The 15,588-nt window shown below is 71.0% G+C and carries 14 protein-coding genes; 5 read left to right on the top strand and 9 right to left on the bottom strand.

What is annotated here, in order from left to right; translation table 11 throughout:
* The first annotated feature begins 72 nt into the window (after window positions 1–72).
* Both ACZ4MH_RS22350 and ACZ4MH_RS22345 read left to right on the top strand, forming a co-directional pair.
* Window positions 73–1,503, top strand: a complete 1,431-nt coding sequence (locus ACZ4MH_RS22350) for a carboxypeptidase regulatory-like domain-containing protein (RefSeq protein WP_351596329.1) — start codon at window positions 73–75, stop codon at window positions 1,501–1,503.
* Between the two features lie 104 nt (window positions 1,504–1,607).
* Window positions 1,608–3,443: an MFS transporter gene (locus ACZ4MH_RS22345; RefSeq protein WP_467754650.1), complete on the top strand. Its 1,836-nt coding sequence runs from the start codon at window positions 1,608–1,610 to the stop codon at window positions 3,441–3,443.
* A gap of 7 nt (window positions 3,444–3,450) precedes the next feature.
* Here ACZ4MH_RS22345 and ACZ4MH_RS22340 read toward each other — a convergent pair whose 3' ends face one another.
* Window positions 3,451–3,771 (bottom strand): hypothetical protein, encoded by a 321-nt coding sequence (locus ACZ4MH_RS22340; RefSeq protein ID WP_351596324.1) that lies wholly within the window; start codon window positions 3,769–3,771, stop codon window positions 3,451–3,453.
* A gap of 293 nt (window positions 3,772–4,064) precedes the next feature.
* Here ACZ4MH_RS22340 and ACZ4MH_RS22335 point away from each other — a divergent pair, with 293 nt between their 5' ends.
* Window positions 4,065–4,889: an alpha/beta hydrolase gene (locus ACZ4MH_RS22335; protein WP_351596321.1), complete on the top strand. Its 825-nt coding sequence runs from the start codon at window positions 4,065–4,067 to the stop codon at window positions 4,887–4,889.
* A gap of 19 nt (window positions 4,890–4,908) precedes the next feature.
* On the opposite strand, the gene ACZ4MH_RS22330 is transcribed toward ACZ4MH_RS22335, so the two are convergent.
* Entirely contained in the window at window positions 4,909–5,487 is a 579-nt protein-coding gene (locus ACZ4MH_RS22330) for a hypothetical protein (RefSeq protein ID WP_351596318.1), read from the bottom strand.
* A 332-nt stretch (window positions 5,488–5,819) separates the two neighbouring features.
* Here ACZ4MH_RS22330 and ACZ4MH_RS22325 point away from each other — a divergent pair, with 332 nt between their 5' ends.
* Both ACZ4MH_RS22325 and ACZ4MH_RS22320 read left to right on the top strand, forming a co-directional pair.
* Window positions 5,820–8,840 carry an AfsR/SARP family transcriptional regulator gene (locus ACZ4MH_RS22325; protein ID WP_351596315.1) on the top strand — a complete coding sequence of 1,007 codons (3,021 nt, stop codon included), beginning with the start codon at window positions 5,820–5,822 and terminating at the stop codon, window positions 8,838–8,840.
* A 127-nt stretch (window positions 8,841–8,967) separates the two neighbouring features.
* On the top strand, window positions 8,968–9,150 hold the full coding sequence (locus ACZ4MH_RS22320) for a hypothetical protein (RefSeq protein WP_351596312.1): 183 nt from the start codon (window positions 8,968–8,970) through the stop codon (window positions 9,148–9,150).
* Between the two features lie 42 nt (window positions 9,151–9,192).
* On the opposite strand, the gene ACZ4MH_RS22315 is transcribed toward ACZ4MH_RS22320, so the two are convergent.
* From ACZ4MH_RS22315 to ACZ4MH_RS22285, 7 genes are all read right to left on the bottom strand, one after another.
* Window positions 9,193–9,984, bottom strand: a complete 792-nt coding sequence (locus tag ACZ4MH_RS22315) for an ABC transporter permease (RefSeq protein WP_351596309.1) — start codon at window positions 9,982–9,984, stop codon at window positions 9,193–9,195.
* The gene (locus ACZ4MH_RS22310) at window positions 9,981–10,985 is read right to left on the bottom strand and encodes an ATP-binding cassette domain-containing protein (protein ID WP_351596306.1); all 1,005 of its coding nucleotides are present in this window, start codon (window positions 10,983–10,985) and stop codon (window positions 9,981–9,983) included. Before ACZ4MH_RS22310 ends, ACZ4MH_RS22315 begins: the two co-directional genes overlap by 4 nt.
* A gap of 72 nt (window positions 10,986–11,057) precedes the next feature.
* A complete protein-coding gene (locus ACZ4MH_RS22305; protein ID WP_351596303.1) occupies window positions 11,058–11,903 on the bottom strand; it encodes a DUF4097 family beta strand repeat-containing protein in 846 nt (281 codons plus the stop codon).
* A 98-nt stretch (window positions 11,904–12,001) separates the two neighbouring features.
* On the bottom strand, window positions 12,002–12,520 hold the full coding sequence (locus tag ACZ4MH_RS22300) for a hypothetical protein (RefSeq protein ID WP_351596300.1): 519 nt from the start codon (window positions 12,518–12,520) through the stop codon (window positions 12,002–12,004).
* A 231-nt stretch (window positions 12,521–12,751) separates the two neighbouring features.
* Window positions 12,752–13,420, bottom strand: a complete 669-nt coding sequence (locus tag ACZ4MH_RS22295; protein WP_351596297.1) for a maleylpyruvate isomerase N-terminal domain-containing protein — start codon at window positions 13,418–13,420, stop codon at window positions 12,752–12,754.
* A 135-nt stretch (window positions 13,421–13,555) separates the two neighbouring features.
* Entirely contained in the window at window positions 13,556–14,206 is a 651-nt protein-coding gene (locus tag ACZ4MH_RS22290) for a GntR family transcriptional regulator (RefSeq protein ID WP_351596294.1), read from the bottom strand.
* A 76-nt stretch (window positions 14,207–14,282) separates the two neighbouring features.
* Window positions 14,283–15,587, bottom strand: coding sequence for an amidohydrolase family protein (locus tag ACZ4MH_RS22285; protein ID WP_351596289.1), 1,305 nt, complete (start codon window positions 15,585–15,587; stop codon window positions 14,283–14,285).
* Between the last annotated feature and the right edge of the window lies 1 nt (window position 15,588).

Genomic DNA, 15,588 nt, shown 5'->3' with positions numbered 1-15,588 from the left:
GCAGGTGTGCAGGGCCGGGGCGGGGGAGATCTCCCAGGGTCAGGGAAGGGCACGGTCAGGGAAGGGTGCGGCATGTCCGAAACACAGCAAGAGGACGCGGCACCGGCCGACGGCGAACCGCGCCCGCGGTGGACGCACACGGCGAAGGTGATCGTCAGCAGCCTCTGGTTCCCGGCGCTCTTCTTCTTCGGCTTCCTCTTCTGCTACCTGCTCGCCTTCCACAACCCCACCCCGCACAACATCCGGGTGGCCGTCCCCGCCCCGGCGGCGGCCCAAGTGCAGAAGACGCTCGACCACGTCGTCCCGGGCGGGTTCGAGGTGAAGCCCGTATCCGGCGGTGACGCCGCCCTCCGGCGCGCGGTGAAGGACCGCCGTGCCGCCGGCGGGTACCTCCCCGACCCGGCCCACCCCGCCCTGTACACCGCGAAGGCCGGCGGCTTCGAGATCGAGGCCGTGCTGCAGCAGGTGTTCACACCGATCGCCGAGCGGGGCGGCGCCCGGCTCAAGCAGGTCGAGCTCGCGCCCACCGCGCCCAAGGACGCGATGGGCACCAGCCTCTTCTACCTCTGCCTCGGGCTCACCATCCCCTCGTACATCATGGTGATGATGATGCTGCGGGCCACCGGCCTCAGCCGCTGGAAGAAGGTCGTCACCTTCGTCGTCTCCGGTGCCGTGATGGCCGTGGCCGCCTTCTACATCGCGCTCGCGATGGACTGCATCGTGGACCGGCCGGTCTGCCTGCTCTACATGTTCATGCTGAGCCTGGCGGTCTCGCTGACCTGCTACGGGCTGGTGCCGTTCGTGCGGCAGTTCTTCCCCGGGGTCGCCATCGTCGTCTTCGTGCTGCTGTCCATGCCGGCCAGCGACGGGGCGATCCCGGTCGCGATGGTGCCGTCCTTCTTCCGCTGGCTGCACCCGTACATGCCGCTGGGCAATCTGGTCGACGCGATGCGCAACGAGATGTACTTCGGCGGCGCGCAGCTCTTCCGTCCGCTGCTGGCGCTGAGTATCTGGATCGCCGTCGGCGCCGTGCTCATCTGCATCGGGTTCTTCTGGGAACGGCACCGGGTGAACGTGGCGCGCTCCGGCGGGGACGAAGAGCTGACCGCGTCCGACCTGGAGGAGGCGGTGGAGGACCCGGCGCTGGAGATGCCGCACCCGATGCCGGTACGCACGTCCACCCACTACATCGGGGCCTCCGAGCCGTTGCTGGCCGGCCGCATCCGGGACACCCGGTCGCAACCGCTGCACGGTGTACTGATCACCGTGACCACCACCGACGGACGGCAGCTGACGCGCACGCGGACCGACGAACACGGCGAGTACAAGCTGACCGGGCTCCCGGAGGGCTTCATCAACGTCATCGCCGGCGGGCCGCGCCGCATCCCGTCCATCAAGCGGGTGTACATCAAGTACGGGAGCCTCGCCCACCAGGATTTCGTGCTGCGGCCTCGGCCGCAGGACCCGCCGCCCGGTGGCGGAGCCTCGGCTCCGGCAACGTAAGGAATTGGTGAAGAGTTCCCGTCGTACGATGTTCCTCGGAATACCCACCCGAGTGGGCAAGTTCTCTCCGCACGTACGGCACACGCTCATCGGCGCACTCACCGATGCGTACTCGGCGAGCCCGCCACTCTTCCCGCTTCCGGAGGTCCCAGGCAATGCCCCAGACGACGGCCCATCCACGCACCCGCGGAGTCGTCCTCGTCCTCGCCTTCGCCGGCATCGCGGTCGCGGTGATGCAGACGCTGCTCGTGCCGGTCATCAAGGATCTGCCCACCCTCCTGAACACCGCGCCGACGAACGCCACCTGGGTCATGACGTCGACCCTGCTCGCCGGCGCCGTCGCCACCCCGATCATGGGCCGGCTCGGCGACCTGTACGGCAAACGCCGCATGCTGGTCACCAGCCTCGCGGTCATGGTCGTGGGCTCGCTGATCTGCGGGTTCACCAGCGAACTCCTCGTGATGATCGTCGGCCGTGCGCTCCAGGGCTTCGCCATGGGCGCCATCCCGCTCGGCATCGGGCTGATGCGCGATGAACTGCCCCGCGAGAAGCTGGGCTCGGCCATGGCCCTGATGAGCTCCTCCATAGGCGTCGGCGGCGGACTCGCGTTGCCGGTCGCCGCCCTGATCGCCCAGCACGCGGACTGGCACGCGCTGTTCTTCGGCGCCGCGGGCCTGGGCGTCGTATCGATCCTGCTCACGCTGGCGGTCGTGCCGGAAAGCGGTGTCCGGGCCGAGGGCCGCTTCGACGTCGTCGGCGCGCTCGGACTCTCCCTCGGTCTTGTCCTGTTCCTGCTGCCGATCACCAAGGGCAGCGACTGGGGCTGGGGTTCGGGCACGACGCTCGGGCTCTTCGCCGCCGCGCTGGTCGTGCTCGTTCTGTGGGGTCTGATGGAACTGCGCATGACGGCCCCGCTGGTCGACCTGCGCACCACCGCGCGCCGCGAGGTACTGCTCACCAACCTCGCCTCGATCACGGTCGGCGTCGCGTTCTACGCGATCTCGCTCGTCCTGCCGCAGCTGCTCCAGCTGCCCACCGCCACCGGATACGGCCTGGGCCAGTCCATGGTCGTCGCGGGGCTGTGCGTGGCGCCGCTGGGGCTGACGATGATGTTCACCGCGCCCGTCTACGCCCGGCTGTCGGCGCGGTACGGTCCGAAGCTCACCCTCATGGTCGGCATGCTGATCATCGCGGTCGGCTACGGCGCGGGGCTCGGCCTGATGAGCGCCGCTTGGCAGACCATCGTCATCTCGGTGATCGTCGGCGCGGGCATCGGCCTCGCCTACTCCTCCCTCCCCGCCCTGATCAACGGGGCCGTCGACCCGTCCGAGACGGGCGCGGCCAACGGGCTCAACACCCTCATGCGGTCGATCGGCACGTCGGTGTCGAGCGCCGTCATCGGCATGGTCCTCGCCAATACCGCCGATCACGTGGGCGCGGTGACGGTACCCACCATGCAGGGCTTCCGCATCTCATTCCTCATCGCCACCGCGGCGGTCGCCCTCGGTCTGCTGCTCGCGGTCTTCCTGCCGCGCGGCAGGAAGATGTCCGCGCCGCAGCTGCTGGCCAGCAGTGCGGACGAAGCCGTGCCGGAGCGGAACACCCGGGCGGTACCGGCGGTCCCGGCGACCCCGGCGGTCCCGGCGCCCCGTGCCGGGTTCCGGGGGCGTGTCCTGGACCCGGCCGGTGTACCCGTCGCCCGCGCCAGGGTGGCGGTGATCGACCCGCGCGGGCGCCGGGCCGGTACCGCGCTCACGGACCACGACGGCCGTTACGCGGTCGCCGTCCCGGACGGCGGCGCCTACGTACTGGCCGCCATGGTCGCCGGTCACGCCCCGCGCGCCTCGGCGGCCGTCCACCCCGGCGAAGACCGCCCGGTCGATGTCGACTTGGTACTGACGACCGCGGCAGCGGAGCGCCACACCGCGGTACAGAGCTGAACAGCGGCTATGCCTGAGCAGCGATGACCGCCGTCGCCAATCGTCCGATTTCCCGGATCGCGCTCAGGGCCTCGTCCAGGGTGTCGATGCGGGCCGCCGCGGCTTTCAGCTCCGCCGGGCGCTGTCCGGGCACGCCATGCCGGGACAGCGCTTCGCTCGCGTCAAGGACGAGTTCGTAGGTCAGCAGCAGCGCCCGGCGCTCCGCCGAGAGGTCTGCTGCGTCCGCCGCGCGGTCCGGCGGCCGACTCGCGGCTTCCTCTTCCCGGTCGGTGACGAGGGGGAGCGCTTCGGCCTTGGCAGCCGTCGAGAAATCGCTGGAATCGGTCATGGTGTCCTGGCTCCCCCGTCCAGTGGGCACGCTCGGCAGGGCCCGCTGGTGGGCCGCTGCGAGCGCGTGCAGACGCCATCGTGTCGTCCCGGTCTGCAGTTCTCGCTGCACTGGTCGCTGCAGTGGCGACTGCAGCGAACCCTGCAACACACGAGAGCACGATGAGATCCGCCGCAGCACAGTGCTTCCGTCAGTTGTCAGGGCGAGCTGAGTAAAAAATGGCGCGTTGTGCGGAAATCTTGCCCATTGCGGTGAACGGCAAACCTGGGAACCGGATAGGCGAGGCGGTCGGCATGACAGTGGAGAGGCTACCGAACGAAGACGCGCGTGCCGCGCCATCGGTGCCGGTCGAAGCGGCGGTGACGGCACTGGCGGCGGCCTTCAAGACCACGCTGAAAGCCGCATCGCGGCGGCGCGTGAGCCCCGAGCTCCCGGGCGGGCCGGACATTCCCCGCTCGTCGTGGCGGGAGGGCGGCCAGGAAACGCCGATCGTGCTCGTTCCGGGTTATCTCTCCGCTGAAGGGTGTTGGGGGTCGCTGGTGAGGCGGCTGCGGCAAAGCGGTTATCACCGCACCAGTTGCCTGCGGTACAACTCGCTGAGGATGCCCATTCCGGACGTCGCTGAGCTGGTCGCGGAGGAGGCGTCGGCGGCTGCCCGGCGCAGCGGAACGCAGGGGGTACACCTCATCGGCTACAGCCTCGGCGGGCTTGCGGTGCGCTATGCGGTGCAGCGTCTTGGTACGGACGCCGATGCGCTGAGCGCCATCACCATTGCGACACCCCACCGCGGCGCTCCGCTCGCGTATGCGGCTCCTGGGCCGGCTGCCAAGCAAATGCGCGTCCGCTCCCCGCTCCTGGGTGGCTTGCCTCCCATTGACAGTGATGGTCGCGTCCGCTGGCTGCTCGTCGGATCGACATCCGATCTCGTGGTGCCGATCTCCAGTGCCACGGCCGGCCGGCATGTCGATTCCGTCAGCATCCCGGACTGTGGGCACCTGAACATCATCGACACTCCACAGCTCGCCGATGCGGTCATCGGCCACTTGGCATACTGCCGAACTCAGCGGCGGACGCCGCAAAGTGCCCAGCAGAAGACTCCGCAGGTGCTGGCTTCTTAGGCCCTGCCCCGTGCTGTACTCAGCCGGCCGAGTCGAGCAGTTGCTGGAACGCCGCTTGGACGCGTAGTGCCTTGTGGAGGTCCTTGACCGTGGCGTTGGGGATGGTGCGGAAATACGAGCAGGCGGTGGCCTGGTGGGCGACGATGTAATCCTTGATGCCGGGGTCTTTGATGCCCGGGTAGCCCTCGGTGTGTTCCAGGACGGCATCGAAGAAGCCGGGGACCTGGTAGGCGAAGTCGTCGATGTAGGCGTCCCAGTCGCCGTCGAAGTTCGTGGCGAACAACAGGCGCGTGTCGTTCTCGAACAGGACCCATCGCGCGTCGTGGAGCGTGCCGATGCGCTTGCTCACCTCCTCGCGTTGTGCCTCGAATCCGGGCTGCTGGAAGAGCTCGCGGATCAGTTTTCCGTGACCGGCCTTGACGGTGAAGAAGAGGGTGAATTCACTGACCCGTCCGGACCTCAGCCCTGGGCGGCTCGGCTTCTCCGGGTTCGTGGTCATCTGGGCTCCCTTGTCGAGTTCGGTGAAGTACTCCTTCGGCAGCCCGTCGAGGTTCCCCATCTCGATGTCCGGTGAGTAGGGGACGAACCTCGGCGACATGGGCGACCGCCTCTCTTCCCTCCGGGACCTCCCGGGGACGGCGTGCCGTACCCACCGTACTCACGTCCGGAGGCGTTGGCGAAGCTTGAAAAGCGGACACGACGTGCGGGTTGAGGGGTACGGGGCCCGCCGTTGGAGGCCGGGGAGAGGCTCTTGCGCGGGCGGGTGTCCGTATGGCGCTGTACGGGCTAGCTTGGGAGGGATTGCCGCACGGGGAGGCAAAAATGGGCGATCACAGGACACCCGGGGGGTTGCGTTTCGAGGTGTTCGGGCCGCTGCGAGTGTGGCGGAACGGGGCGGAGCTGAATCCCGGACCTGTCCAACAACGCGTCGTGCTCGCTGTGTTGCTGTTGCACGCGAATCGGCCGCTGCCGCGGGAGAAGCTCATCGACGCGGTGTGGGGGGAGGCGGCCCCGGGACGCGCGGTGAATCTGCTGCAGCGGCACGCCGCCGGGCTGCGCCGGGTGCTGGAGCCCGGCCGGCCGGCTCGTGCCCCGTCCCGGCTGCTGGCCTGGACCGAGGGCGGATACGTACTGTCCGTACCGGCCGGCCGACTGGACCTGGAGACCGTCACCGCGCAGGTCGAGCGGGGGCGGGCCGCCCGGGCCGCCGGGGACTGGCACGCGGCGGCCGAGGCACTGCACGGTGCGCTTCATCTGTGGCGGGGCCGACTGTGCGAGGGCCTGGCCGGTCCGCTGCTGGACGCCGAGCGGGACCGGCTGGAAGAGCACCGGCTGAGCGTGCTGGAGGAGCGCGTCGAGGCCGATCTGGCACTGGGCCGACATGCCTCCGTGGTGGATGAGCTGGCCGGGCTGGTGCACGAACATCCGCTGCGGGAGCGGATGTGCGCACAGTTGATGGTGGCCCTGTACCGGTCGGGGCGCCAGGCCGAGGCGCTGGCGGCCTACCGGAAGGCCCGAGCGCTGCTGGCCGAGGAGCTGGGAATCGAGCCCGGCCCGGACCTGCGGCACCTGGAACAGGCGGTGCTCACCGCCGACCCCGCCCTGGCGCCGCCCGACCCGCAGCGGCCCCGGCCGGGCCCGGTGCCCTGCCTGCTGCCCGGCGACGTCGCAGGCTTCACCGGCCGCGCGCGGCAACTGGTGCAATTGGACGAGCTGACAGCCCAGGACCCGGCCTCGACGGCGGCGGTGATCTGCCTCGTCTCCGGCACCCCGGGCGTGGGCAAGACCGCGCTGACGGTGCACTGGGCCCATCGCGTACGGCAGGCGTTCCCCGACGGGCAGTTGTACGTGAATCTCCGCGGCTACGACCCCGAACAGCCGATGGCCGCCGGAGAGGCGCTCGCCCGCCTGCTGGCCGCCCTCGGGCTGCGCGGCCAGGACATCCCCCTCGACGTGGCGGACCGCTCCGCCCGTTACCGCAGTGAACTCGCCGGGCGCCGCATGCTCATCATCCTGGACAACGCCGCCACGCCCGAGCAGATCAGGCCGCTGCTGCCCGGCGCCCCCACCTGCCCGACCATCGTGACCAGCCGCGACGCCCTGCCCGGCCTGGTGGCCCTGCACGGAGCCCACCGCCTCGACCTCGACCTGCTGCCCGCCGAGGACGCCCACGCCCTGCTGCACCAACTGATCGGCCCCCGGGTGGAGGCCGAACCCCAGGCCGCCGTCGCCCTGGCGGACCGGTGCAGGCGGCTGCCTCTCGCGCTGCGTCTCACCGCCGAACTCGCCGCCGCCCGCCCCCACCACAGCCTGGCCGAACTGGCCGCCGAGCTGGCCGACCGGGAGCGACAGCTGGACTTCCTCCAGGCCGACGAAGACCCCAGCACCGACGTGCGCGCCGTGTTCTCCTGGTCCTACCAGCGCCTGCCCGCCCAGGCCGCCCGGGCCTTCCGCCTGCTGGCCCTCCACCCGGGCCCCGACTGGGACCGCCACGCCACCGCCGCCCTCATCGGCGCCCCTCCCGATCAGGTCCGTTCCCTGCTCGACCGGCTGGCCCGCGCCCACCTCATCCAGCCCACCGGCCCCCACCGGTACACCATGCACGACCTGCTGCGCGCCTACGCCGCCGAACTGGCCACCACCACCGACCCACCCGCCGACCGGCACGCCGCGCTGACCCGGCTCTTCGACCACTACCTGGCCACCGCCACCACCGCGACGACCACCCTCCATCAGCACCGAGTGGAGCAGCGCCCGGCGCCCGCCCCTTCCCCCTCGCCCACCTCCGCCCCGCCGATCGGCGATCCGGAAGCGGCGCGGGCCTGGCTGGACGCCGAGCGCGCCAACCTGGCCGCCGTCTGCGCCCACGCCGCCGGCCGCGGCTGGGAGGGCCACGCCGTGCAACTGGCCACCACACTGTTCCGCTACCTGGACACCGGTGGGCACTACGTCGAAGGACTGACCATCCACACCCATGCCCACCAGGCCGCCCGCCACAACGGCGACCACAACGGCGAAGCCCAGGTGCTGACCTACCTGGGCTACGTCTACTGGCGACAAGGCCACTTCCAGCGGGCCATCGACCAGCACCGCCAGGCGCTGGACGTCTTCCGGCGGACCGGCAATCAGGACGGCCAGGCGTCCGCGCTGACCTACCTGGGCCTCGTCTACTGGCGGCAGGGCCACTACACGCGGGCCGCCGACCAACACCGCCGAGCGCTGGACCTCTTCCGGGGAACCGGCAACCGGTACGGCCAGGCGTACGCACACCTCGTCCTGGGCCTCGTCCACTGGCGGCAGGGCCACTACGCGTGGGCCGCCGACCAACACCGCCGCGCCCGGGACCTCTTCGAGCAGCTCGGCGACCGGGACGGCCGCGCCTACGCGCTGACCCACCTGGGCCTGGTCCACTGCCGGCAGGGCCGGTACCAGCAGGCCCTCGACCAGCACCGCCGGGCCCTGGACCTCTTCCGGAGGACCGGTAACCGGGACGGCCAGGCATACACGCTGTCCCACTTGGGCCAGGCCAACTGCCGCCAGGGCCACTTCCAGCAGGCCGTCGACCAGCACCGCCAGGCCCTGGACCTCTCCCGGCAGACCGGCTACCGCGCGTGTGAGGTCGAGGCGCTCAACGGCCTCGGCGAAGCCCTGCGGGCGAGTGGCAGGCCGGCGGAGGCGCGCGTGTGGCACACCGACGCGCTGGCGAAGGCCGTGGAGATCGGTGAGCGGTACGAGCAGGCCCGCGCGCACGAGGGCATCGCCGCCACCCACCGGACGACAGGCGATCTCCACCGGGCCCGCAGCCACTGGGAAGCCGCCTCCAGCCTTTATGCCGACCTCGGTGTCCCCGCCGCTGACACCGTTCCCGCCCAACTCGCCGCCCTCGCCGACAAGGACGCCGAGCCGGTTTCTTCCGCCGGGGCGAACAGTTCCATCGCGGCCCGACCCTGATTCCCGGGCCACTCGGCCCTCGGGTCCTGGGGCGCTGTAGCGGCCACTGCAGCGAGTTCTGCAACCCCGGCAGGAAACATGAGGTGCACAGACCTTCGCACGGCGGACAGGGACAGCGAGGCACCCGATGAACGACTCGACGAATCTCCGGACCATCGCCAGGTGGCTGCCCGCGGGTGACCCGCGGTCGCTGCCGCGGCTGGACGCGGAGGCGGCAGGCCGCAACGCGGCAGGGGAGGACGTGCAGGTCGTCTACAGCGCACGCGGCGACAAGTTCATGATTGTGCCGCGGCCGAAAGCGGCGGCGTAGGACAGCACGGCTGCGCGAGGCCGGCCCGCGCTGTCCTGGCGGTTACTTCGGGTCGCGGTTGAACTTCGAGGTCGACCAGAAGTAACCGAGCACCGCGAGTCCCAGGCACCAGCCGACCGCGAGCCACCCGTTGTCGCCGATCTCGCTGCCGAGCAGCAGGCCACGCAGGGTTTCGATGGCGGGCGTGAACGGCTGGTACTCGGCGATCGGCTGGAACCAGCCGGGCATGGCGTCGATCGGCACGAAGGCGCTGGAGAGGAGCGGCAGCAGGACCATCGGCAGTGCGTTGTTGCTGGCGGCCTCGGCGTTCGGACTGATCAGGCCCATGCCGACCGCGACCCAGGTGAGCGCCATGGCGAAGAGTACGAGCAGCCCGAACGCCGCCAGCCACTCCAACGGCGTGGCGTCCGTGGGCCGGAAGCCGATGGCCACGGCGACGGCGCCCACGAGGACCACACTCATGACCGACTGCAGCACACTGCCGATGACGTGCCCGACGAGCACCGAACCGCGGTGGATCGCCATCGTGCGGAAGCGGGCGATGATGCCCTCGGTCATGTCGTTGGAGACGGACACCGCGGTCCCGACCACGGTGCCGCCGATGGTCATCAGCAGGATGCCCGGAACGAGATACGCGATGTACTCGGAGCGGTCCGCACCGCCGCCGCCGATGCCCGCGCTCATCACGTCGCCGAAGACGTAGACGAAGAGCAACAACAGCATGATCGGTGTGAGCAGCAGGTTCAGGGTGAGGGACGGGTAGCGCCGGGCGTGCAGGAGGTTGCGGCGCAGCATCGTGGACGAGTCGCGCACGGCGAGGGAGAGGGAGCTCATCGGACGTTCTCCTCGGGCTGGTCGGGGACGCCGGCGTCGCCGGTCAGGGCGAAGAACACGTCGTCGAGGTCGGGGGTGTGCACGGTCAGCTCGTCGGCCGCGATGCCGGCCGAGTCGAGCCGGTCGAGGACGGCGCGCAGCTCGCGCTGGCTGCCGTCGCTGGGGATCTGCAGCGCAAGCGCCTCGTCGTCCCTGGTGACCTCGCGCAGGGCGACGGCGGCGGACCGGTGCGCGGCCGGGTCGGTGAAGCGCAGCCGGACGTGCCCGCCCGGGACGAGCCGCTTCAGCTCCTCGGCGGTGCCCTCGGCGGCGATCTTCCCGTCGTTGAGCACGGCGATACGGTCGGCGAGCTCGTCGGCCTCGTCCAGGTACTGGGTGGTGAGGAAGACAGTGACGCCGTCGGTGACCAGCTCGCGGATGATCTGCCACATGTTGTGGCGGCTGCGGGGGTCGAGGCCGGTGGTCGGTTCGTCGAGGAAGATGATCCGCGGGTTGCCGACCAGGGTCATGGCGATGTCGAGGCGGCGCTTCATGCCGCCGGAGTAGGTGGCGGCGGGCCTCTTCGCGGCGTCGCTGAGGTCGAAGCGTTCCAGCAGCTCAGCGGCGGTGCGGCGGCCCTCGCGCCGGGACAGGTGGTGCAGGTCGGCCATGAGGAGCATGTTCTCCTCGCCGGTGATCAGGCCGTCGATGGCGGAGAACTGGCCGGTGACGCCGATCGCGGCGCGTACCGCCTGCGGCTCGGTGGCGAGGTCGTGGCCGCCGACGTGCAGATCGCCGGCGTCGGCACGGATGAGAGTGGAGAGGATCTTGACGACGGTGGTCTTACCGGCACCGTTCGGCCCGAGCAGCGCGAACACGGACCCGGCCGGGATGTGCAGGTCGATGCCGTCGAGCACGGTCTTGTCGCCGTACGACTTGCGGAGACCGGCGGCGGAGACGGCTGCGGGGGAGGTCGTATGCGTTGATGTTGATGTTGTTGTGGGCATGACAGAAGAAGGCATGGCGCCCTCCCGTTCAGAGGCTGAAGTGGCAGAGGGAATAGGTGGGTTGAGTCGATGGTGGAACGGGAGTGCTCAGCCCTTGGCGCGGAGCACGTCGATGTTGCCGTTGCGGGTCCGGGCGCGCACCTCGACCGTGTCCTCGGCCTCCTCCGGGGCTTCGGACGTGGCGAGCGTGTTGCGCACCAGCCCGGAGCCGGAGCTGACGTCGAGCCAGGCGGCGGTGCCCTCGCGGATGCCGACCTCGATGGCGCCGTGGGAGGTCTCCAACTGGACGGTGCCGCGGGCGACATCGGCGACGCGCAGGGCGCCGTGGGCGGTGGTGGCGGCGACCGAGCCCTCGGCGCGCGCGATGTGGATGTCGCCGTGGGCGCCGCTCACCCGCAGGTCGCCGGTCGCGGCGCCGACGGTCGTGGTGCCGTGCGAGTTCTTCAGGACGGCGGAACCGTCGACGGTACCGACGCGCAGGCTGCCGGAGCTGGTGGTGATCTCGGCCGGGCCCTCGACCCGGTCGACGGTGATCGAGCCGTGGGAGGCGGTCAGCTTCAGCGGCCCGGTCGCCTCCAGACGGACGTCACCGGACGAGGTCTGCACGCGGGCCTCGCCGAGCCGGCCCTCGCCGAGCACCTGGGCCCAGGCGCCGGTCATGTCGACGCGGGAGCCCGTGGGCAGTTCGACCGTCACGTCGACGACGCCGGTGCGCACGAAGAGAGAGCGTTGCTTGGGCGTCCTGACGGTCAGGACGCCGCTCGCGTACGTGACCTCGGTCTGCTCGGCCGCCCGTACGTCCGGGTCGCGCTTCGGGTCGCGGGGCCGCACCTCGACGACCGTGTCGAGGCGGTCGCCCGCGGTGAACCGGATGGAACCGGCTTCCACGAATGCGGTGGCGGAAATCGGTTCGGGAGTGTCGAAAGAAGGCATGGCTGTACCGTCCTCATGACGCGTTGGGTCGTCCCCGCTGGTGGGACGTGGTGTGGGTGCCGTGCTTGATTCTTTGGGGAGAGCCGGGTGCGGCGCCGCTAGCGCACCCAGCCCGTGATGCTCTGACCGATGGTGTGGGCCTTGTGCGTCGTACGCGGCCGCGTACCGCCGTCGACCGCGGCCGACACGGCCCGCACCAGCCACGCGTTGACCGACAGGCCCTCGCGGCTCGCGGCCTCCTCGGCGCGCGTCTTGAGATGGGCCGGCAGGCGCAGATTGACGCGTGCGGTGCCGCCCTCGTCGCTGTCCGAGAGGGCCGGCGCCTTGAGCGGTTCGGCCGGCGCGGCGGCCGCTTCCGCGGGCTCGCCACCGGCGGGCGGCAGCGTCACCACGAAGTCGGGGTCGAGCCCGCGCAGCCGTACGTCGACCGAGCCGGGGGCGAGCTCGCGGGTGATCTCGTCCATCGCGGCGGAGAGCACATTGAGCATGGTCAGACGGGTCGCCGACTCCAGAGGAGCGGTGAGCCGCTCGGCCAGCTCGCGGGCATCGTCCCCGCCGGCTTCGGCGGCCACCGCGAGTTCACGGCGGAGGGTGTCGACATACGGGGTGAGGTCCATGACGCCATAGTGGCACCATCGCGGCGCCATGCGCAAGCCTGTTAGGGCCATGTGCGGGTTGGGCTTGGAGGGTGCTCGCTTTGACCTGCGGAAACGCGAGGAAAGTGTACTGAGTCATTGTGGCGCCATGTGTGCTCATGAGCTGTCGGGAGCGCTGAAATGGCGCCGATTGGCAGCGGAATGGCGCCGGGTGGTGCCAAGTGGTGCCGGACGGCGCCACTCAGCCATCGGTCAGCCGAGAACGAGCGGGAGTTTCGCGGCCAGCTCGCCCAGCTCGCCCAGTTCGGCCTGCTCCGCGTCGGTCGGGGCGCGCCGTCCAGTGCCGATCAGCAGCGCGTCCTGGTCGGAGAACGACGCGGGGAACGCGGCCCGGGCGATCTTCTCCAGCATCTCGCGGGACCGGGCGAGCCCCTCGGCGGGCGGCGGCGCCGCCGCGGCGGGGAGGTGCGCGACCAGGTCGAGGTGGTGCAGCGTCCACTCCAGTACGTACGCGGTGAGGTAGTCGCCCGCGGTCAGCACCATGTCCTGGGTGCTGACCCGGAGGCCCGGGTCGGCGAGTTCGGCGGCGCGGCCGGCTGCGGAGCCGACGTCGTCGAGATGGAACTTGAGCAGCCCGGGGTCCCCGTACGCGGCGGCCAGCCGGACGGTCAGCGCGTCGAGGGGGTCGTCGCCGGTCGGCGGCGTTGCGGCGACGTTCCAGTAGGTCACCGCGTCGCGGGTCGGTTCTGTGTCGGCGGGGGTCACGAGGGTGATCAGGACGTCTTGGGCGTCGATGACCAGATGGCACACCAGGTCCCGCACGAGCCAGCCGGTACAGCCGGACGGCCGCGCGAAGTCCTCGTCCGGGAGCTCGGCGACCGCCGTGCGCAACGCCGCCCAAGAGCGTGAGAAGAGATCCACCTCGGCACGGTAGTGCGGTGCCGCAAGGGCGGACAAGCGCATTTGGGCGGTCGCCTCGCGTGGCCGACAGTCACAGTGCCTCAGTGCCTCAGTGCCTCGCGGCCTCAGTGCTTCGCGACCTCGCGAGCGAACCGGTCAGTCCCGCGTCGCGTTCCGGTGGGCGGCGGCCGCGTCGCGGCCGGTCGCCAGGTGCCGCGTCACCAGCTTCTCGACCTGCGCCACGTCCCGGTCCGCGAGGGCCTCGTAGAGCTGCTCGTGCTCCTTCGCCATGGCCATGAGGTCGTCGTGCTGCCCCAGCAGCCAGCGCATCCTGCTGCGCAGCGTGCGCTCCAGTTCGTTCAGGAGCTCGTTGTCGGCCAGCGAGGTCACTGTCTCGTGGAAATCGGCCGCCGCCCGCCGGGCCCGTACCGCGTCGCCCTCGCGCGCCGCCGCCAGCTCCGCGTCGAGGTCGGCGCGGAGCCTCGCCAGCCCGGCGCGGGTACGGCGCTGGGCGGCGAGCCGGAACGCCAGCATCTCCAGCGCCGACCGCACCTCGTCGAGGTCGGCGATGTCCGTCGGCGCGAACTCCCGCACCACGGCCCATGTCCGCGGCCGCGGCGTCACCAGCCCCTCGGTCACCAGTGCCTTCAGGGCGTCCCGGATCGGCAGCCGGCTCACCCCGAGCTCCGCGGCGAGTTCCCGTTCGACCAGCTTGCTGCCCGGCGCGCGGACACCGTCGATGATCTCGTCGCGCAACTGCCGGGTGACCCGCTCCGACTCGGGCGCAAACCCTTCAGACCCTGTCATGCCCCCGATTCTCTCATCGGCCCGCACCGCGCCCGGCGAAGGAGTGCGCCGTACCCGGTAGCCGCCCGCGTACGCGTTATGTCAGTTCGCCGTCGCGGGCGACGACCCGGCCGCGGTGTACGACCATGTCCCGCGCGGGCATGTCGACCACGATCTGCGGTACGCACTCGCCGCGGAGGAGAATGAAGTCGGCGGGGGAGCCGGGGCGCAGATCGGCGCGCGGCAGCTGCATGACGTCGGCGCCACCGTGCGTCCCCGCCTCGTAACAAGCCGTCAGTTCCGCGTCGAGACGGCCGTCCGTGACCCAGCCGAGCAGGTGGGCGCGGTGCAGCATGTCGGCATTGCCGAAGGGGCTCCACGAGTCGCGCACCCCGTCCGAGCCCAGCCCGACCCGCACGCCGTGTTCCTTGAGGCGCGCGATCGGCAGGACGAGCGACTCGTTCGGCGCCACGGTGGTCAGGGCGATGTCCAGGTCCGCCAGATCGGCTGCCATCCTGTCCAGATCGGTGCTGGACAGGCCCGGCAGACAGAAGACATGACTCACCGTCACCCTGCCCCGCAGCGACAGGGCCCGGGTGCGGTCGATGATGCCGCGCAGCACCGTCAGACCCTTCTCGTCCCTGTCGTGCAGATGGATGTCCACGCCGACGCCGTACCGGTCCGCGAGGCCGAAGACCAGGTCGAGCTGCTCGTCCATGGCATGGTCGAAGCTGATCGGATCGATCCCGCCGATGAAGTCCACGGCCCCGCTGCGAGCCGCTTCCTTGAGCAGCGCCGCCGTGCCGGGCGCGCGGACGACGCCGTGCTGCGGAAACGCCACGATCTGCACATCGAGCGCGTGCCGCAGCCGCTCGCGCGCCGCCGAGACCCCTTCCACGCAGGCCAGGCCGTACGCGGGCGCCACGTCGGCGTGCGCGCGCATGGCCCGCGTCCCGCGTGTCACGGCGTGTGCCATCAGCCCGTATGCCCGCTCGGCCACCGGTCGGCGCTGGCTGTGGAACACCTCCACGTCCTGGGCCGCGTAATCGGCGATGCCGCTCGCCGGCTTGCGCGACACCCACGCGCCGCCCCACGTCGTCTTGTCGGGGTGGATGTGCGCGTCCACCAGGGCCGGCAGGGCGATGCGGCCGCCGCCGTCGACCATCTCGGCGCCCTCGGGGGCCCGCCGGTCCGTGATGCGGCCGTCGACGACGGTGAGATCCACCGCGTGCTTCGCCCCGAAGGGCCGCACGTCACGGAAGACCACGGGGCGGGCGGGCCGCTCACGGGACGCGGCCCGCGCCGGCGGTACGGCAGCGGACAGCACGGTGCCGGAGCCCGCGAGCGAGGCGGCGCCCGCGAGGACACCGCGCCGGGAAGGCTGGGAGAGCGGAGGCGTCATG

The sequence above is a fragment of the Streptomyces sp. NPDC026301 genome, from assembly GCF_055567935.1.
This window is presented reverse-complemented; position numbering and strand designations above follow the sequence as displayed.